Source organism: Stutzerimonas sp. 21-1, assembly GCF_056336065.1.
Genome location: NZ_CM150500.1, coordinates 1,052,447 through 1,071,069, shown reverse-complemented (window position 1 = coordinate 1,071,069; position 18,623 = coordinate 1,052,447). Strand labels below are relative to the sequence as shown.

The window sequence follows — 18,623 nt, the reverse complement described above, 5'->3', positions numbered from 1 at the left end:
CGCCTGAGGATCAGAACGCCAGCCGCACACCCACGGTCAGGTTGCAGCCCGGTAGCAGCACCTCGTCCTTGATGAAGGAGGTGTGCTGACGCGCCTTCTCGTCGAGCAGGTTGTTGGCTTTCAGATAGAGCAGGTAGTCGGTCTGCTCCAGCGAGCCGCTGTAACCGAGGCTGGCGCCGAGCATGTTGTAGCCGCCGGTTTCGCTTTCGTAGTCGGCCAGTTCGTCCTGACGCTGCACGCGGTAGAACTCCAGCTGGCCGTTGAGCGCCGGGGTGAAGCTCTGGTCCAGCCGCACGCCCAGGCGGTCGGCCGGAATGCGCGGCAGGTCGCCGCCGCCATCACGCAATTTGCCGCGCACATGGTCGCCGAACAGGGTGAAGGCGGTGGCGTCAGTGGCCTGGAAACGTACCTCGCCTTCCGCGCCGGTCAGCACCGCGTCCTGCTGGCGGTATTCGATTTCGCGGTAGCCGCCGCCGATGTCGTGGCCAGTGTCGGCGGCATAGATGAAGTCATCCACCTGATTGCGGAACAGGCTGAAGCTGAACGTGGTGCGTCCGGCGAACTTGCGCAGGGTCAGCTCGGCGTTGTGCGAGGTTTCTTCTTCCAGATCGAGATTGCCCAGCTCGACGGTACGCGTGGCGGCATGCGGACCGTTGGCGTACAGCTCCTCGGCGCTGGGCAGGCGCTGCGAGCGCGACAGCGAGAAGCCCAGCGAGTACTGCGGGACGAACGTCCACACCGCGCCGGCGGACAGCGAAGTGCCACTGTGATCGGTATCCGGGCGGCCGTCGGCGTCGATGTCCTGCCATTCGTGCCGCAGGCCAAGCTCGTAGCGCCAGGCTCCCGCGGTGTACTCCTCGAGCAGGAACAGGCCGTGGTTGCGCGTCAGCGTCTGCGGTATGTAAGCCTCTTCGCCGAGCGCCTCGAAGTCACGCCGCAGGGTCTGCGCACCGAGTACACCGCGCCAGCCGAACAGCGGCTGGTGCGTGAGTTCCAGACGCGCATCGGTGGCGTCGTTGGTGAAACGGGTGCCGACTTCACCGCCCTCAATCTCCTCGTGCTGGTAGTTGCTGTGGCCGACGCGCAGGCGTGCCAGTGCGAAGCCCGGTAGCGGGTCGCTGAGTTCGCCGCGCAGGTCCCAGCGCTTCTGCCGCATGTCGACGTAGGGCACCGCGCCTTCGTGATCATGGTCGTGCTCGTCGTCATGATCGTCATGATCGTCATGGCCGCCGCAGTGCCAATCGCTGCCGTGGGTGTGGCAGTCGGCATGCTCGTGGGCCAGCAGCCCGTAGCGATTGTTCTGTTCGCCGTAGGCCGCGCCCAGGTAGCCGCGCTCGCCGATGTAGCTGGCGCCCAGAGTGAAGCTGTCGGTGTCGTTGTAGGAGCCGGCCTGCTTGTTCGGCGAACCCGGGATCTCGTACTCGTCGGCCTGGCGCTTGGTGCCTTCGGCACGCACGGCGAAGTTGCCGCTGCCGGCAGTGATGCCGAACACGCCGGCGCCTTCGTTTGCCACGCTGTTGGCACGTAGCTCGAGCTCGCCTTCGTAGCCCTTCTCCGGGATGTAGGTGGGAATCTTCCGGTCGATCACGTTGACCACGCCGCCAATGGCACCGCCGCCATACAGCAACGCTGCCGGTCCTTTGAGCACCTCGATGCGCTCGGCCAGCAGCGGTTCGCTAGTCACCGCATGGTCGGGGCTGATGGTCGATGCATCGAGCAGCTCCACACCGTCGCTCAGTACCTTGACCCGCGCGCCATCCAGCCCGCGAATCACCGGCCTGCCCACACCGGCGCCGAAACTGCTGGAACGCACCCCGGGCAGGCTTTCCAACGTTTCACCGAGGGTTGCCTCGCGGCGCAGCAGCAGTTCGTCCCCCTCCATGACCGCAGCCGGCGTGGTCATCTCGTGGCTCTGTCTATCCAGCCCGCTGGCGCTTACCACCACCGGTTGCAGTTCGAGCGGATCGGCACCCCAGACAGACGCCGGCAGCGCAAGACCGATGGCCCAGGCCAGGGGGTGAAGCTTCGATTTCATGTGACTCTCCAGACTGTGACGGTTGCTTGCAGAACCGCGAAAAGGCAGCGCGCCGCCTCTTCCAGAAGGCAGGCGCGGTGGCGCGGGGCGGAGAATCTAACATGTTATATCGTATCAATTAAGAATCTTTTTCCCTCCGCACGTACAACCCGGCGCGGGTATCGGCGGTCCGAAGAGAAACAGCTACGGCCCATGCGCTTCACCGACCACCCGAGGAGACACCGACATGAGCGTTCAAATCGACACCACCAGCGACACTTGCACCGCCGTGATCGCCGGCCACACGCACCGCTGCGCCGTCGCCGATACCCGCGTCAGCACCGACCCGCAGGCGCGCATGTCGGTCCTGCACATAGACGGCGCGAGCATCCATGTGCCCGAAGAACAGGCCGAACACCTGATCGCCGCGGGCGCCAAGGACGACCGCACCAACCTGATCGTCGACGACTGACCCAGCGGCTGGGGCTTGGGGCCGCATCGGCAGGACGGCTATCCTTGGCACTCCCCTGCAACCGGTGCCGTCCATGTCCTTTCCCCGTCGTGCGTTCGTTCCCACCGCCGCGCTGCTGCTCAGCGCCTGTGCGCAGCAAGCACCCAGCACGTTGACGCTGGAGAACCATCCGAGCCATTGTCAGCCGCTGCGGTTGAGCGCCGGCCAGGAGTTCAACCTGCGCCTGCCGAGCAACCCCACCACCGGCTTTCGTTGGACCCTGCGCGCTGACGGCGCGCCGCAGCTGAAACTGCTCGGTCCCGAGGTGTACACGGTGCCCGAGGAAGCAGGCCTGGTGGGCAGCGCCGGCGTATCGACCTGGCGTTTCCGCGCCGTGGCGCCCGGAGAGGCCCTGCTCGCCCTCGATTACGCCCGACCATGGGAAATCGGTGTCGCCCCGGCCCAAACGCTGGACTGCCGCATCCGCGTCGATCGGTAGCCTGCCAAGCCAAACCACTCACAGCCGCCCCCGCTTCCGCCCGGCAGAAACCCGGAAAATCGCCTATACCAAACACAGGGATCGTCAGCTGTCGGGGGAAAGGGAAATGGACGGCTTCAGAGCGTACCCGTTGTGCTGCGCACTGGTCCTGCTGGCCGGTTGCGGCAACCTGCTACCCAGCGAGCGAGCGGAGGTCAGTTCGACTTTCCGCGATTATCTGGACGCCGAAACCAGCTTCGAGCGCGCCATTCCCGGTCGCACCACGCGCAGCGAGCTGTTCACCCTCGGCTTCGATCCGCAGCAAGGTGGCAATGGCCGGATCCTCTCGTTCCTCGACGTGCGCATGCTGTTCGTGCAACCGAACATTCCCATCGATTACCTGCCGGACAGCCTGGTCCGCTGTCTGGAGGCCAAGGAACGCTGCAACGGCTACGCCTTCGAGTTCACCCAGACCGACAGCCAGCGCGTCGGCAGCTTCTGGGCGGACGTGCTGAACTTCCGCAAGAATCGCCAGGTGCAGGGCTGGAACCTGCGCGCCGTGTTCGTCCTGGTGGACGACGTGCTGGTGCACAAGGTCAGCAACGGCGAGCCGCAGATCCGTCGTTATCAGGTCCAGCGCAACCCGTTGGGGCCGCTGCAGGGTGCCGGCGAGTTTCTTTCCGATCAGCTGAAATGAGCGAACGGGCGCTGCACTTGGGCTAAAATGCGCGCCTTTTTTGCTTAGCCCGGAATGCAGCCGTGACGCAACTCCCCGACCGCATCTACGCCACCCCTCAGGCGCGGGTCGCCGATTTCGTGTTCAACGAGGACGTGGTGCGCGTCTTCCCGGACATGATCAAGCGCTCGGTACCTGGCTATCCGGCGATCGTCGAGAACATCGGCGTGATCGCCGCGCAGTTCGCCCAGCCAAACACCTACCTGTACGACCTGGGCTGTTCGCTGGGCGCGGTGACCCAGGCGCTGCGCCGCCATGTGAAGGCCGACAACTGCCGGGTGCTGGCCGTGGACAACTCCGCGGCCATGGTCGAGCGCTGCCGCGAGTACCTGCATGCACAGGATTCCATGTTCCAGGAGCTGCTTCCGGTCGAGGTGATCGAGTGCGACATCCTCGCGCTAGAATTTCAGCCGAGCTCGCTGGTTGCGCTGAATTTCACCCTGCAGTTCATCGCCCCCGAGCAGCGTCCCGCACTACTCGGCGCCATTCGCCGGGCACTGGTGTCGGGCGGTGCGCTGATCCTCTCGGAGAAGCTGCGTTTCGCCGATGAAGGCGAACAGCAGCTGCTCACCGACCTGCATATCGCCTTCAAACGCGCCAACGGCTACAGCGAACTGGAAATCGCGCAGAAGCGCAGTGCCATCGAGAACGTGATGAAGCCGGACAGCCTGGAAGTCCATCGCCAGCGCCTGTTGGATGCCGGTTTCTCCAAGGTTGTGCCCTGGTTCCAGTGCCTGAACTTCGCCTCGCTGATCGCCCTGCCATGAATCTCGACCTGACTCCCCTCGCCTGGCGCCTGGCCGGCACTCCCCTGGCCGCCTGGGCCAATGGCGTGCAGCAGCAACTGAACGCCAAGCTGGAAATCGGCCACGGCGACTTGCCACGCTGGCGCCGCGCCGTCGACGCGCTGCCCGCGCTGACGCCTGCGGCAATCGAACTGCGTGACGGTTTTCGTCTGGAGGCTGGTTGCGACGACGCGACCCGTCAGGCGACCCGCGAAGCCCTGATGGGACTCTCGCCTTGGCGCAAGGGGCCGTTCGAGGTGTTCGGCGTACATGTGGATACCGAGTGGCGCTCGGACTGGAAGTGGCAGCGTGTCGCACCGCATTTGGATCTGGTCGGCAAGCGCATCCTCGATGTCGGCTGCGGCAACGGCTACTACATGTGGCGCATGCTCGGCGCCGGCGCCGACAGTGTGGTCGGCGTCGATCCCAACTGGCTGTTCTTCTGCCAGTTCCATGCGATGAAGCGTTACCTGCCGGAGCTGCCGGTGTGGCACCTGCCGTTCGCGCTGGAAGAGTTACCCGCGAGGCTCGAAGGCTTCGAGACCGTATTCTCCATGGGAGTGCTCTACCACCGCCGCTCGCCCATCGACCACCTGCTCGACCTGAAGGACTGTCTGATCCGGGGCGGCGAACTGGTGCTGGAGACACTGGTGGTCGACGGCGACGAAAACACCGCGCTGGTGCCCGAGGACCGTTACGCGCAGATGCGCAACGTCTGGTTCCTACCTTCAGTGTCCGCACTGGAACTCTGGCTGCGCCGGGCTGGCTTCGTCGACGTGCGCTGCGTGGATGTCAGCGTGACCCGCGTCGAAGAACAGCGCAGCACCGAATGGATGCGCTACCAGTCGCTTCCCGACTTTCTCGATCCGCAGGACCATAGCAGGACCGTGGAGGGCCTGCCGGCGCCCATGCGCGCCGTGTTACTGGCGCGCAAGCCGTAGGCGAAAAACGCGCGAAGCTCTTTTCCGCCGCTGCGCACCGGCTCAACCCCGCGCGGCGGCCGCGAGTATCAACTGCTTCATTTCCGCTACCGCCTGCTTGAACCCGACGAACAGCGCATGCGCAACGATGGCGTGGCCGATGTTCAGCTCGTTGATTCCGCGGATCGCGGCGATCGCCTCGGTGTTGTGATAATGCAGCCCGTGCCCGGCATTGACGATCAGTCCGTGACTGAGCCCGGCCTCGACGCCTTCCCGGATGCGCGCCAGCTCGCAGGCACGCTCGGCTGCACCGTGCGCGTCGGCATAGCGGCCGGTATGCAACTCGATGGCTGGCGCCCCGATGCGCGCCGCCGCCTCGATCTGCCTCGGGTCGGCATCGATAAACAGCGAAACCTCCGCGCCGCAAGCATGCAGGCGCTCGACCGCAGCGCGGATACGCGCTTCCTGGCCGGCGACATCCAACCCACCTTCGGTCGTCAGTTCCTGACGGGTTTCCGGCACCAGACAGACATGCTCCGGGCGCAGCTGCTCGGCAAAGGCGAGCATGGCCTCGGTGACGCCCATCTCGAAGTTCATCCGCGTCTGCAGGGCGTCCTTCATCAGCAGCACGTCACGTTCCTGGATATGCCGGCGATCCTCGCGCAGATGCACGGTAATGCCGTCAGCCCCGGCTTCTTCGGCATCCAGCGCCGCCTTGACCGGATCCGGGTAGCGCGTGCCACGCGCTTGGCGCAGCGTAGCAACATGATCGACGTTGACGCCGAGCAGAATTCGATTGGCTTCAGTCACGCGGGGCCTCCTTCAGATTCATGAACAGTTCGCGGCTGACCAACGGTCGACCGCCCAGATGCGGTGCCAGGGCCTGACGCATCAGTCGCTTGGCGGCAGCGAGCGCGCCGGGCACCTGCCAGTCGGCCTCGGCCATCGCCAGCAACTCGGCTCCGCTGAACAACCCTGGCTGGAACGACTCGACCGATTCGAGTCCGGCGTCAGGCAGCAGCCGGTAGAGACGCTGCGGCTCGATCGGCCGGCCAGCGATATCGGTCGCAAGGGCGAAACCATAGCCCAGCTCGCCGAGCAGACGCCATTCGAACGCTCGCAGCAACGGTTCCAGCGGCCGGTGCGCCGCCAGCGCCGGCAGCGTGGCCACGTAATGCTCAAATAGCGCCGGATGGGCATCCTCGGCTGGCAGCAAGCGGATCAGCAATTCGTTGAGGTACAGCCCGCCGAACAGCGCCTGACCATCGAGCCAATGAGCCGGCCCCACGCCTTCGAGGCGAGCGATGGTCTTGAGGTCCGATTTGCCGCGAAGCTCCACCTCCAGCGAGACGAAGGGGCGAATCAGACTGCCGGCCTTCCCGCGGGCCGCACGCATGACCGCGCGCAGCCTTCCCTGCGGGGTGAGCAGATCGACCAGCGCGCTGCTTTCCTTGTAGGGCCGGCTGTGCAGAACGAAGGCAGGCTGGGGAGAGGTGAAATCCATCGATCAGTGACGCTCGCGTAGAGCCGGCAGTGAGCGCGCCTGCCGCTGGTGGGGCTCGTCGCTAGGGCGTCAGTTATAACCCAGCGAATGCAGCGCGCGCTCGTCGTCGGACCAGCCGCCTTTCACCTTGACCCACAGGTTCAGCATGACCTTGGAGTCGAACAGCACCTCCATGTCCTTGCGCGCTTCCTGGCCGATGCGCTTGATGCGCTCGCCCTTGTCGCCGATGATGATCTTCTTCTGCCCGTCGCGCTCTACCAGAATGAGTGCGTGGATATGCAGGACGGGGCCTTCCTGCTTGAAGTCCTCGATCTCCACGGTGATCTGGTACGGCACCTCGGCGCCGAGCTGACGCATGATCTTTTCGCGCACCAGTTCAGCGGCGAGGAAGCGACTGCTGCGATCGGTGATCTGATCTTCCGGGAAGAAGTGCTCGCCCTCCGGCAGCCGCTCGGCAACGAGTTGCTCCAGTGTTTCAAGGTTCTGCCCATGCTGCGCGGAAATCGGCACGATCTCCGCATTCGGCAGTTGCTCGGCGAGCCAGCGCAGGTGCGGCAGCAGCTCAGCCTTGTCTTCGATGCGGTCGGTCTTATTCACCGCAACGATCAACGGCCCGGTAACGTACTGAACCCGTTCGAGCACGGCCTGATCTTCGTCCGTCCAGCGCGTGCGGTCGACGACGAAGATAACCACGTCGACATCCTTCAGCGCCGAGGCGGCGGTGCGGTTCATGTAGCGATTGAGCGCCGTCTCGCCGTTCTTGTGCAGACCGGGCGTATCGACGTAGACCGCCTGCACAGCACCTTCGGTCTTGATCCCGAGCATGTTGTGGCGGGTGGTCTGCGGCTTGCGCGAGGTGATCGCCAGTTTCTGCCCGAGAATGTGGTTCAGCAGCGTCGACTTGCCGACGTTCGGCCGCCCGACGATGGCCACATAACCACAACGACTGACGTTTTCCGATTGCAGCTGTTGGTCAGTCATTTCCGTTCTCCACGCCGAGGGCGATCAGTGCGGCTGCCGCAGCAACCTGTTCAGCGATGCGGCGACTGGCGCCCTGCCCGCGCGTCTTGTCCACCAGCAGCGCCACCTGGCATTCCACGTAGAACGTTCGGCAGTGCGGCTCGCCCTGGATATCCACCACCTCGTAACGCGGCAACTCGCAGGCGCGGGATTGCAGAAACTCCTGCAGTCGCGTTTTCGGATCCTTGTTGGTATCGACCAGAGTCAGACCCTGCAGCTCATTGGCCAGCCAGGCGAGAACGCGCTCGCGCGCGGCCTCCATGCCGGCATCCAGGTAGATGGCCCCGATCAGCGCTTCAAGAGTATCGGCAAGAATGGATTCACGGCGAAAACCACCGCTCTTGAGTTCGCCGGAGCCCAGCCGGAGGTGGTCGCCGAGTTCGAAACCACGCGCCAGCACCGCCAGGGTCTCGCCTTTCACCAGACGCGCCCGCAGCCGCGACAGCTGACCTTCCCGCGCCTGGGTAAAGTGATGAAACAGTGCTTCGCCAGCGATGAAGTTGAGGATCGCATCCCCAAGAAACTCCAGGCGCTCATTATTGCGCCCGGCGTAGCTGCGATGGGTCAGCGCCAGAAGCATCAGCTCCTGATCCTTGAATTGGTAGCCGAGCTTGCGCTCGAGGCGGGCTAGCGAAGTGCTCACGGCATCCTTAGGCGATAGTGTTTGTCGAAGTTGGCCACCAGATCGAGATTGCGGATCAGCGGCTCGCGTTTTTCGTACTTCAAGTGCGCTCGGAATTCGTTTTCCTGGATCTCGACCTTGAGTACTTCTTTCAGATTGATGTCCTGAATACCGTTGACCTGCATGCCCTTGCTGACATGAGTATAGAACTCGCCCACGCTGCGGATTTCCGCTGCCGTATCGGTTTCAACGGACTGGATGATTTTGTCCATGGACATGTAGTCAAAGTAGTGAGGAAGCATCTTGAATGCCGTGCTGGCCAGAAATGCTACCAGCGCCAACACCATGATCCAGCTGAGCATGGACAGCCCTTTTTGCGAATGCGCAAAACTCATGTCGACCTCTATGTCGTTGCGATACCCACCGATCGGGGCAGCGCCACTATAAACAGCCATGTGCTGGCGCGGAGGCCATAATTCACAGCTTAGTGAATCAGCCCCACGCGGGAGAAATGCGGCAGATTACTGAACTTCGGATCCGGCCAGCTCATCCATACGGCGAATGCCTTACCGACGATATTGCGATCCGGGACCATTCCGGCCAATGCAGAGGGGATAGCGTCATCCTGCCAATAGCGACTGTCGTTCGAATTGTCGCGATTGTCGCCCATCATGAAGTAATGACCTTGCGGAACCGTCCACTGGCGACTGGGCTCCATCCGGTATCGCCCCATTTCCTTGCGGATCAGATGCTCTACCTCGCCCAGCTTCTCGCGATACAGACGCGCACTGCCCAGACTACCCGGCTCGTCGCCGACCAATGTCTCGGCCACTAGCTGATCGTTGACATACAGTCGGCGTTCGCTGCTGTAGCGAATCACATCGCCCGGCAAGCCGACCACCCGCTTGATGTAGTTGACGTTCGGATCGCTCGGATAGCGGAACACCATGACGTCACCCCGCTGCGGGTCGCTCACTTCGACGATCTTGGTATCGATCACCGGCAGGCGAATGCCATAGGCAAACTTGTTGACCAGAATGAAATCGCCCACTTCCAGCGTCGGCTTCATCGATCCCGAGGGAATCTGGAACGGCTCGACAAGAAACGAGCGCAGTACCAGCACGATCGCCAGCACGGGGAAGAACGACTTGCCGTACTCGATCAGTACCGGCTCGCGACTGAGCGCTTCGAGCGTAGCCGAATCGATCGCACCATTGCGCCCCTCATAACTGGCGATGGCGGCACGACGCCTGGGTGCGAAGAACAGCACATCACTCAATGCCAGCAGCCCACAGACAATGACCGCAAGGACCAGCACCAGCGGGAAATTGATCGACATATCAGCTATCTACCTTCAGTACCGCGAGGAACGCCTCTTGTGGAATCTCCACGCTGCCGACCTGCTTCATACGCTTCTTGCCCGCCTTCTGCTTCTCCAGCAGCTTGCGCTTGCGGCTGACGTCACCGCCGTAGCACTTGGCGAGCACGTTCTTCCGAAGCGCCTTGACCGTCGAGCGCGCGATCACCTGTCCGCCGATGGCCGCCTGAATCGCCACGTCGAACATCTGCCGTGGGATCAGCTCCTTCATCTTCTCCACCAGCTGGCGGCCCTTGTATGCCGCGTTGTCGCGATGGACGATCAGCGCCAGCGCATCGACTCGCTCGCCGTTGATCAGTACGTCCAGGCGCACCAGATTGGCCGGCTGGAAGCGGTCGAAACCGTAATCCAGCGAGGCATAGCCGCGGCTGGCAGACTTCAGGCGGTCGAAGAAGTCCATCACCACCTCGTTCATCGGCAGGTCATAGCTGACCTGTACCTGACTGCCGAGGAAGTGCATGTCGCGCTGCACGCCGCGCTTCTCGATGCACAGGGTGATCACACTGCCCAGGTGATCCTGCGGCACCAGAATGTTGGCGCGGCAGATTGGCTCGCGCATCTCGGCAATCGAGGCCAGATCAGGCAGCTTGGACGGGTTGTCGACATAGACGGTGTCGCCGTTCTTCAGCACCACCTCGAACACCACCGTCGGCGCGGTGGTGATCAGATCCAAGTCGTACTCGCGCTCCAGGCGCTCCTGGATGATCTCCATGTGCAGCATGCCTAGGAAACCGATACGGAAGCCGAAACCCAGCGCGTCGGAGCTTTCCGGCTCGTACTGCAGCGCAGCGTCGTTGAGCGTCAACTTCTCGAGCGCATCGCGAAAGTCTTCGAAATCATCCGAACTGACCGGAAACAGGCCGGCGTAAACCTGTGGCTTGACCCGCTTGAAACCGGGCAACATTTCGACGTCGGGCGTTGCGGACAGGGTCAGGGTGTCGCCCACCGGGGCGCCCTGAATATCCTTGATGCCGGCGATGATGAAGCCCACCTCACCGGCTTTGAGATCAGCGGTGGCAGTGTGCTTCGGAGTGAAGACGCCAACGCTGTCGACCTGATGGATCTTGCCGGTCGACTTGACCAGAATCTTGTCGCCTTTCTTCACTCGCCCATGGCGCACCCGTACCAGCGAGACCACACCGAGATAGTTGTCGAACCAGGAGTCGATGATCAGCGCCTGCAACGGCGCCTCGATATTCCCCTCGGGCGGCGGGATGACCTGCACAAGGCGCTCGAGCACATCCTCCACCCCCATGCCGCTCTTGGCGCTGCAGGCCACGGCGTCGGTGGCGTCGATGCCAATGACGTGTTCGATCTCTTCCTTGACCCGCTCCGGCTCGGCCTGGGGCAGGTCCATCTTGTTCAGCACCGGCATGACCTCGAGGCCTTGCTCGATGGCGGTGTAGCAGTTGGCCACCGACTGCGCCTCGACGCCCTGCCCAGCATCCACCACCAGCAGCGCGCCCTCACAGGCGGCCAGCGAACGGCTGACTTCATAGGTGAAGTCGACGTGGCCAGGGGTGTCGATGAAGTTCAGCTGGTAGGTCTTACCGTCCTGCGCCTTGTAATGCAGGGTCACGCTGTGCGCCTTGATCGTGATGCCGCGCTCACGCTCGAGATCCATGGAATCGAGGACCTGAGCCTCCATCTCGCGTTCGGACAGGCCGCCGCAGATTTGAATGAACCGATCAGCCAGGGTCGACTTGCCATGGTCAATGTGGGCGATGATGGAGAAGTTGCGGATATGACTCAGGTCACTCACAGCTGAACACTCGAAAAATGCCGCAGGCCGATTGCCCGCCGAAAATAGCCGCGAAGTTTAACTGATCGGCCCCGCAAGCGCCACGCGCCCAACCGTCTCGACACTCATTCGCAGAACGAAGACGCAAGAAAAAGGGCGGCCATAGCCGCCCTTTTCTCCAACTTGACGCCTGCGTCATTCCGCCAATTTGAAGGTGATGAAGCTTGCACGCCCCTGACGCAGCACCCGCATCGATACCGAACGATTCTTCGGCAACTGTGCGGCCACCCGACCGAAGGTCTTGGCTGAATCGATGGCCTGGTTGTTCAGGTGGGTTATCACATCACCCGGACGCAGACCGATCATCGCAGCCGGACCATTTAGAATTTCGGTGATGACCACCCCGCCCTGCAGATCCAAGCTGGCGCGCTGCTCCGCAGTCAACTCGGAAACCTTGACACCTAGACGGTTGTCGCTCTGTTCCGGCCCGGCGCCCGCCGCGGCAATTTCGTCGCCCTCTTCCGGTAGCGCACCGATCTGGACATTGACCTCGCGCCGCTCACCTTCGCGCACGACTTCCATTCGAGCGGTACTTCCCGGCTTGAGCGCACCGACGAGGTGCGGCAGATCGGCCGACATGATGATGGGCTTGCCATTCATGCTCAGAATCACGTCACCCACGCGCAACCCACCGCGGGCAGCCGGGCCACCATCCATGACCTGGGCTACCAGCGCCCCGGCCGGACGTTCGAGGCCGAACGACTCCGCCAGATCCTTGTTCACCTCCTGAATGACCACGCCCAGCCATCCGCGACTGACCTTGCCCTCTGTACGCAGCTGATTGGCGACGTCCATTGCCACATCGATCGGGATGGCGAAGGACAAGCCCATGAAGCCGCCGGACCGGGTGAATATCTGCGAATTTATCCCAACGACTTCACCCGCGAGATTGAACAGCGGACCACCGGAGTTGCCTGGATTGATCGCAACATCGGTCTGAATGAACGGCACATAGCTCTCATTGGGCAGACTGCGACCGGTTGCGCTGACAATGCCTGCGGTCACGGTGTGATCGAAGCCGAACGGCGAGCCAATCGCCAACACCCATTCGCCAACCTTGAGCGCACTGGAATCACCCAGCTTGACGGTCGGCAGCCCCTTGCCCTCGACCTTCAACACGGCAACATCGGTACGCGGATCGGCACCAACCAGCTTGGCTTCCAACTCACTGCGATCGGGCAGACGGACAATGATTTCGTCGGCATCTGCAACGACATGATTGTTGGTCAGCACATAGCCATCAGCGGAAATGATGAAGCCCGAACCCAGTGATTGGGCCTCGCGCTGCTGGCCGCGGCCATCAGGTAACTGAGGAATACTGCGCTCGAAGAACTCCCGAAAGATCGGCGGCAAGCCCTCCAGATCTGGAATCTGCGCTGACGCGCCACGTGTCGGGAGTTTCTGCTTGGTGCTGATATTGACGACTGCCGGGGATGCGCTCTCTACCAGCGGCGTGAAATCCGGCAGCGCCGCTTGCGCGATAACCGCCTGCCCCAGCAACGCCAGCCCCGCCAAAAAGGCGAAGCAGCTGTTTCGATTGAACATGAACTAGCCCCCACTGACGAACGAACGGAAAAACTCACGGCATGCCAGACGAACCGGCGAGCATGGCCCGCAGCACCACGGGTTGCAGGCTCGGGTCGTTCGCCACGCGCTGACTGCGCAGGCGCACGATGCCCCAGGCGATAACGAATCCACCCAACCCTGTCGCGATGATCCAAGGCTCGCTAGCCGACCACTGCGCCGCCACCGAGGCGGCAACCAGCAACATGAGCAGGGGAAAAAGATAGACAAGGAGCGCCCCACGCAGCAACACGCGCTCCTCGATACCCAGCACGACGGCGTCACCGACCTGCAGCTGCAGCGCCGATACCGCGCGGATCAACCCGCTTCGCTCGTGCACGTCCAGGCGCTCCACCAGTCCCTGCCCGCAGCCGTTTTTTGCAACGCATCCTGAACAAGTGCTGCGACGCTGCGTCTCGACCCATACAGCCCCGGGCTCCACAGCGACAACGCGCCCCTGCTCTTCGATCATTGCGAGGCCGCGCGCATCGAAAGTGCCACGCGCTCAGCAGTTCCGAGCGGGATCTCACCCACGACAGTGACCATCACATCGCCTTCCGGCGTGCTTATGCGCTTTGCAACTGACGCAGTCGGCCCCATCTGACTGCGAGCGTCGCTGACCGTCGCGTCGCCCAGTGGCTCGAGAAACACGGAAAAACTCGTCAACCCGTCACCGTAGGAAAGCCAAGAAACCGATTCGCTGGAAACTGGACTCGGCCGCACATCCGCACCCTGCAGCACAAAACCAGGTGGTAACCAGTCGGAACGCCAAGCCGTATCGACCTTACGGGGGGCGTCCTTGAGCGAGACACTTTCACAGGCCGGCCCCTGACGCACTGACTGCGCATCGGCCGCGTCGGGTTCGAAACGGGTAAATTGAAACCGCTCAAGCAGCTGGCCCTTGTCGCTCAGCATGAGCGACTTGAGCGGCAGAGCCGTTTCGCGGTCGAGATGAAGCTCGAAGCTGTAACGATGCTGGTCTTTGGCCAGCACCCCCAGCGCAACCGCAGGACGGCCGGCTACACGAGATTCGCCCATCAGACGAAATTCGTACCACTCCGAAAGCGCCTTCACGTCTAGATGCCGTTCATCCCAACTGCCCTGGCGGTCGACCTGGGTCGTCAACCCGTCAGTGGCGCATTGCACCTGACCGTCGCGCCGTACAACCTCTATCGCCGGCCCGTCGAGCTGGAGCATGCGTTCCTGCAGGTGCCCTTCTTCGACCCGTCGCCAGATCGCATGGCTGGAAAAACTGCCATTGCGCTCGTAGACGAACGTGCCCGCATAATTCTGAGTCCGTTCCGCCTGGGCAAGCTTGCTCATCCACGTTCCGGCATCAACAGCGAAGGCCGGCATCGATAGCCAGCCTCCGAACATCACACACAGCGGTAAGACGCGCATGCTTCTCCCTAACGTTCTTCCATACTCGCGGCGCGCGCATACGGCAGTGCACCCTCGGCACCACTACCAAATGCCGCCTGCTGTGCGTGTTGACGCACATAGGACGGCAGCCGCTCTTCGTGCCAGCGCTCCACCGGAGCCGTCTGAGCTGCCGTCTGCGCCGGCGCCTCGGCCTGTCCTTCGCTGTAGCCAGCCAGAACCGCCGGTCCCTGCCCGACCTGCGGGACGGCGAGGACGGGCTGAGCGGCCTGTTGCGCCATCTGCGGACCGGCAACTTCGCTCTGATTGTACAGACGAACACCTGCCAAAACGGCCACGGTAACCGAAGCCGCTACCGCCAGACGCCCAAGGCCACGCCAAGGCGAGCCTTGCGGCTTGACCGGCACGGCCTCGTCGGCCAGCGCTGCGGACACCGCGGCCGCAATGTCCAGACGCGGCTCGAGCAACTCCTTGTGCATGGCAGCACGGGCAACCTGGTAGCGCGACCAGGTCGACCGCATCTCACCGTCATCACCTGCGGCGAGTACACGACGTAATTCCAACTCGTCCGCTTCGTTATCCATCACCGCGGACAGCGATTCATGCAGGGCTTCACGACTCATGGCGGTTCCTCTCTTGGCTGTCGCCGCTGTCTCAGGACTCATGCAACAAGGGTTGCAACGCTTTATCTATGGCTTCGCGCGCTCGGAATATCCGAGAGCGCACCGTTCCTACGGGACACTGCATCACGCTCGCGATGTCCTCGTAACTAAGACCATCAAATTCACGCAACGTTAGAGCGGTGCGCAAATCTTCGGGAAGCAACTGAATGGTCCGATGTACCGTATCTTCGATTTCGTCCCGAAGCAGCGAACGCTCGGGAGACTCGATATCTTTCAGGGCGTGATCGCCCTCATAAAACTCGGCATCTTCGGAACTCACATCGCTGTCCGGGGGACGCCTGCCACGCGCCACCAGATGGTTCTTCGCCGTGTTGATGGCGATGCGGTACAGCCACGTATAAAACGCACTGTCGCCGCGAAAATTTGCGAGTGCGCGATAGGCTTTGATGAAAGCCTCTTGCGCCACATCCTGGGCCTCATGAGAGTCATGTACGAAACGCACGATCAGACCAAGAATCTTGTGCTGGTACTTCAGCACAAGGAGATCGAACGCTCGCTTGTCGCCCCGCTGCACTCGCTCAACCAGCTGCTGGTCCTGCTCCTGGGTCAGCATGTAAACGCCTCCGTTCTGCCGAAGGGGTACCGCTCACACCAGCAAACCGACCTGCCAGAATAGACACGGGCTCTACGCAAAAGTTCTCCCCCTACTAGCAAGCTATCCTGCAATACCTGACGGCGATTGCACCCTGGTGTCGCAATCGAAATTCGCGGTCTATGCCGCCCTGGTGTCCCTGACAAACCGGACTGTCGTGCACCAAGAGCCCGGTCTGCATCCACAACTATTTATTGAGCGAATCCGGACCGAAAAAGTTCCATTGGCTCAGCAACATATAATTCCGGCCACTGTCTCGTCGCAGGCCTCGCTCTATATACTACGAAACGATTTCTCCGCGGAACTCGCTCATGAGCCACCATCATCGGTACGACGTATTAGTCATCGGTAGCGGGGCCGCCGGCCTGACGCTGGCGCTGAACCTGCCAAGCCATCTGCGCATCGCCGTGCTCAGCAAGGGCGAGCTCGCCAACGGCTCGACCTACTGGGCCCAGGGCGGAGTCGCCGCCGTACTGGATGACACCGACACGGTGGAATCCCACGTCGCCGATACCCTGGTGGCAGGCGGAGGACTGTGTCGCGAAGAAGCGGTGCGCTTCACCGTCGAGCACAGCCGCGATGCCATCAAGTGGCTCATCGAACAAGGCGTACCCTTTACTCGCGACGATGCACCGAACCGCGAGGATGGCGGCTTCGAGTTCCACCTGACACGCGAAGGTGGCCACAGCCATCGGCGCATCATCCACGCCGCAGATGCCACTGGCGCAGCCATCTTCAATACCCTGCTGGCTCGCGCCCAGGCCCGAAGCAATATCGAATTGCTACAGCAGCGCGTCGCGGTGGACCTGATCACCGAGCGCAAACTGGGCCTTGCCGGCAAACGCTGCCTCGGCGCCTACGTGCTGAACCGCAACAGCGGTGAAGTGGAAACCTTCCAGGCCCGCTTCGTCGCCCTGGCCACCGGCGGCGCCGCGAAGGTCTATCTGTATACCAGCAATCCCGACAGCGCCTGTGGCGATGGCATCGCCATGGCCTGGCGCGCCGGCTGCCGGGTAGGCAATCTGGAGTTCAACCAGTTCCATCCGACCTGCCTGTACCACCCGCAGGCCAAGAGTTTCCTGATCACCGAAGCCCTGCGCGGCGAGGGGGCGCTGCTCAAGCTACCCAACGGCGAACGCTTCATGCCGCGCTTCGATCCACGCGAGGAACTGGCGCCACGCGATATCGTGGCCCGCGCGATAGATCACGAAATGAAACGTCTGGGCATCGACTGCGTCTACTTGGACATCAGCCACAAGCCGGCCGACTTCATCCGCGGCCACTTCCCGACGGTCTACGAACGCTGCCTGACGTACGGCATCGACATCACCCGCCAAGCCATCCCAGTAGTTCCCGCTGCGCACTACACCTGCGGCGGAGTGGTGGTCGACCAGCATGGCCGTACCGATATTCCGGGGCTGTACGCGATAGGCGAAACCAGCTTCACCGGCCTGCACGGGGCGAATCGCATGGCGAGCAACTCACTGCTCGAATGCTTCGTCTATGGACGCGCAACCGCCGAGGACATGCTTCGCCAATTACCGGAAATAGAGTTGGCGGGCGACCTGCCAGCCTGGGACGCCAGCCAGGTAACCGACTCCGACGAAGATGTGATCATCGCGCACAACTGGGACGAGCTGCGGCGTTTCATGTGGGACTACGTCGGCATCGTGCGCACTAACAAGCGCCTGATGCGCGCACAGCATCGGGTCAAGCTGCTGCTGGATGAGATCGACGAGTTCTACTCCAATTACAAGGTCAGTCGTGACCTTCTGGAGCTACGCAACCTCGCGCTGGTCGCCGACCTGATGATTCGCTCGGCGATGCAGCGCAAGGAAAGCCGCGGCCTGCACTTCACCCTCGATTACCCTGAGCAACTGCCGGTGGCGGTCGATACTATTCTGCAGCCGCCCACCTATTGCGACTGAACTTCAGCCGCACCCGCAAACGCCGGTGTTCCCCCGCCGGCAGCGCGTCGCGCGCAATGCAGACTCCACGAGTGAGGCGCTGCCCCGGCAGACGAAAACGCAGCACTACCGCAGCGGGCAACGCCAGGCTGTCGGGACGCAAATGGATCGGCTGCCAGCCAGTTCGCTTCGACCACAGGCTCCAGCCGCCATCATCGTGGCGCAGACCGCGCCAGGCGGCAGGACCGCTTAACAGAATGGACCTTGGCAGGACCCACGCTGCATGCGCGGCGCCGAACGTCCACAACGGAATCTTGAGCGACAGCGGCGCCGCCGACAGTCCGATACCGGCCAACGCCAGCCCCAGTACCAATAGATAGAGTCCCAGCAGCAGGCGCGACGCCTGCCAGTGGCACTCGAAGGGTGGATTACTGCGGCTGGACACGATCGAGGATCATGCGAACCATGCGGCGCAGGTCCTCATCCTCGGGTTCGCCCCGTTGCATGAACCAGCCGAACAGATCCTGATCCTCGCAGCTCAACAGCTTGCGATAGCGCTGCTGATCCGCCTCATCCAGCCCCGGATAGACTTCCTCGACGAACGGCACCAGCAGCACGTCCAGCTCCAGCATGCCGCGGCGGCTCTGCCAGAACAGGCGGTTGAGTTCAGATTGATCGACCATGCGACGGCTCCTTCGAAGGGGGCCGGCATTATAGCGACAGCCGCCGGCAAGCGGCACGCCGACGACGGTCTATTCGTACATCGCAGCCAGTGCAGGGCGGCTGCCT

General features: G+C 62.6%; 21 protein-coding genes. 6 read left to right on the top strand and 15 right to left on the bottom strand.

From position 1 onward, the window contains the following. Window positions 1-10: 10 nt before the first annotated feature. Entirely contained in the window at window positions 11-2,035 is a 2,025-nt protein-coding gene (locus AC0ZJQ_RS05225) for a TonB-dependent receptor (protein WP_476477411.1), read from the bottom strand. Between the two features lie 226 nt (window positions 2,036-2,261). Here AC0ZJQ_RS05225 and AC0ZJQ_RS05220 point away from each other — a divergent pair, with 226 nt between their 5' ends. The 5 genes from AC0ZJQ_RS05220 to cmoB all read left to right on the top strand — a co-directional run bounded on the left by AC0ZJQ_RS05220 (window position 2,262) and on the right by cmoB (window position 5,405). Further along, window positions 2,262-2,486, top strand: a complete 225-nt coding sequence (locus AC0ZJQ_RS05220; protein WP_476477410.1) for a DUF3203 family protein — start codon at window positions 2,262-2,264, stop codon at window positions 2,484-2,486. A 73-nt stretch (window positions 2,487-2,559) separates the two neighbouring features. Beyond that, window positions 2,560-2,964: a protease inhibitor I42 family protein gene (locus AC0ZJQ_RS05215; RefSeq protein WP_476477409.1), complete on the top strand. Its 405-nt coding sequence runs from the start codon at window positions 2,560-2,562 to the stop codon at window positions 2,962-2,964. Between the two features lie 106 nt (window positions 2,965-3,070). Next, window positions 3,071-3,640 (top strand): hypothetical protein, encoded by a 570-nt coding sequence (locus AC0ZJQ_RS05210; RefSeq protein WP_237264939.1) that lies wholly within the window; start codon window positions 3,071-3,073, stop codon window positions 3,638-3,640. 62 nt (window positions 3,641-3,702) lie between these two features. Beyond that, window positions 3,703-4,446, top strand: coding sequence for a carboxy-S-adenosyl-L-methionine synthase CmoA (gene cmoA, locus AC0ZJQ_RS05205; protein ID WP_237264940.1), 744 nt, complete (start codon window positions 3,703-3,705; stop codon window positions 4,444-4,446). Beyond that, window positions 4,443-5,405 (top strand): tRNA 5-methoxyuridine(34)/uridine 5-oxyacetic acid(34) synthase CmoB, encoded by a 963-nt coding sequence (cmoB, locus tag AC0ZJQ_RS05200; protein ID WP_476477408.1) that lies wholly within the window; start codon window positions 4,443-4,445, stop codon window positions 5,403-5,405. Before cmoA ends, cmoB begins: the two co-directional genes overlap by 4 nt. Before the next feature lie 42 nt (window positions 5,406-5,447). On the opposite strand, the gene pdxJ is transcribed toward cmoB, so the two are convergent. From pdxJ to rpoE, 12 genes are all read right to left on the bottom strand, one after another. Next, window positions 5,448-6,194: a pyridoxine 5'-phosphate synthase gene (gene pdxJ, locus AC0ZJQ_RS05195; protein WP_178091712.1), complete on the bottom strand. Its 747-nt coding sequence runs from the start codon at window positions 6,192-6,194 to the stop codon at window positions 5,448-5,450. Beyond that, window positions 6,187-6,888 (bottom strand): DNA repair protein RecO, encoded by a 702-nt coding sequence (recO, locus tag AC0ZJQ_RS05190; RefSeq protein WP_476477407.1) that lies wholly within the window; start codon window positions 6,886-6,888, stop codon window positions 6,187-6,189. Before recO ends, pdxJ begins: the two co-directional genes overlap by 8 nt. Window positions 6,889-6,957: 69 nt before the next feature. Then, on the bottom strand, window positions 6,958-7,869 hold the full coding sequence (gene era / locus AC0ZJQ_RS05185) for a GTPase Era (protein WP_167136237.1): 912 nt from the start codon (window positions 7,867-7,869) through the stop codon (window positions 6,958-6,960). After that, window positions 7,862-8,551: a ribonuclease III gene (gene rnc / locus AC0ZJQ_RS05180; protein ID WP_043295942.1), complete on the bottom strand. Its 690-nt coding sequence runs from the start codon at window positions 8,549-8,551 to the stop codon at window positions 7,862-7,864. Before rnc ends, era begins: the two co-directional genes overlap by 8 nt. Then, window positions 8,548-8,925: a DUF4845 domain-containing protein gene (locus AC0ZJQ_RS05175; RefSeq protein ID WP_476477406.1), complete on the bottom strand. Its 378-nt coding sequence runs from the start codon at window positions 8,923-8,925 to the stop codon at window positions 8,548-8,550. The genes rnc and AC0ZJQ_RS05175 overlap by 4 nt, the downstream gene beginning before the upstream one ends. 89 nt (window positions 8,926-9,014) lie before the next feature. Beyond that, window positions 9,015-9,869: a signal peptidase I gene (gene lepB / locus AC0ZJQ_RS05170; RefSeq protein WP_008566783.1), complete on the bottom strand. Its 855-nt coding sequence runs from the start codon at window positions 9,867-9,869 to the stop codon at window positions 9,015-9,017. A 1-nt stretch (window position 9,870) separates the two neighbouring features. After that, window positions 9,871-11,670 carry a translation elongation factor 4 gene (gene lepA, locus AC0ZJQ_RS05165; RefSeq protein WP_165593910.1) on the bottom strand — a complete coding sequence of 600 codons (1,800 nt, stop codon included), beginning with the start codon at window positions 11,668-11,670 and terminating at the stop codon, window positions 9,871-9,873. A 174-nt stretch (window positions 11,671-11,844) separates the two neighbouring features. After that, window positions 11,845-13,254, bottom strand: a complete 1,410-nt coding sequence (locus AC0ZJQ_RS05160) for a DegQ family serine endoprotease (RefSeq protein WP_008566785.1) — start codon at window positions 13,252-13,254, stop codon at window positions 11,845-11,847. 34 nt (window positions 13,255-13,288) lie between these two features. Next, window positions 13,289-13,744 carry a SoxR reducing system RseC family protein gene (locus AC0ZJQ_RS05155; protein WP_476477405.1) on the bottom strand — a complete coding sequence of 152 codons (456 nt, stop codon included), beginning with the start codon at window positions 13,742-13,744 and terminating at the stop codon, window positions 13,289-13,291. Next, window positions 13,741-14,673, bottom strand: a complete 933-nt coding sequence (locus AC0ZJQ_RS05150; RefSeq protein ID WP_476477404.1) for a MucB/RseB C-terminal domain-containing protein — start codon at window positions 14,671-14,673, stop codon at window positions 13,741-13,743. The genes AC0ZJQ_RS05155 and AC0ZJQ_RS05150 overlap by 4 nt, the downstream gene beginning before the upstream one ends. An 8-nt stretch (window positions 14,674-14,681) precedes the next feature. Further along, the gene (locus AC0ZJQ_RS05145; protein ID WP_476477403.1) at window positions 14,682-15,275 is read right to left on the bottom strand and encodes a sigma-E factor negative regulatory protein; all 594 of its coding nucleotides are present in this window, start codon (window positions 15,273-15,275) and stop codon (window positions 14,682-14,684) included. Window positions 15,276-15,306: 31 nt separating this feature from the next. Continuing rightward, window positions 15,307-15,888, bottom strand: coding sequence for an RNA polymerase sigma factor RpoE/AlgU (rpoE, locus tag AC0ZJQ_RS05140; protein ID WP_008566789.1), 582 nt, complete (start codon window positions 15,886-15,888; stop codon window positions 15,307-15,309). A 350-nt stretch (window positions 15,889-16,238) separates the two neighbouring features. Here rpoE and nadB point away from each other — a divergent pair, with 350 nt between their 5' ends. Further along, complete coding sequence (gene nadB / locus AC0ZJQ_RS05135) at window positions 16,239-17,855, top strand: L-aspartate oxidase (protein WP_314019798.1); 1,617 nt, start codon at window positions 16,239-16,241, stop codon at window positions 17,853-17,855. Here the strand turns inward: nadB and AC0ZJQ_RS05130 are convergent. Beyond that, complete coding sequence (locus tag AC0ZJQ_RS05130; RefSeq protein WP_476477402.1) at window positions 17,824-18,279, bottom strand: protein YgfX; 456 nt, start codon at window positions 18,277-18,279, stop codon at window positions 17,824-17,826. The genes nadB and AC0ZJQ_RS05130 overlap by 32 nt on opposite strands. Next, complete coding sequence (locus tag AC0ZJQ_RS05125) at window positions 18,263-18,517, bottom strand: FAD assembly factor SdhE (RefSeq protein ID WP_155551647.1); 255 nt, start codon at window positions 18,515-18,517, stop codon at window positions 18,263-18,265. Before AC0ZJQ_RS05125 ends, AC0ZJQ_RS05130 begins: the two co-directional genes overlap by 17 nt. Window positions 18,518-18,623 lie beyond the last annotated feature (106 nt).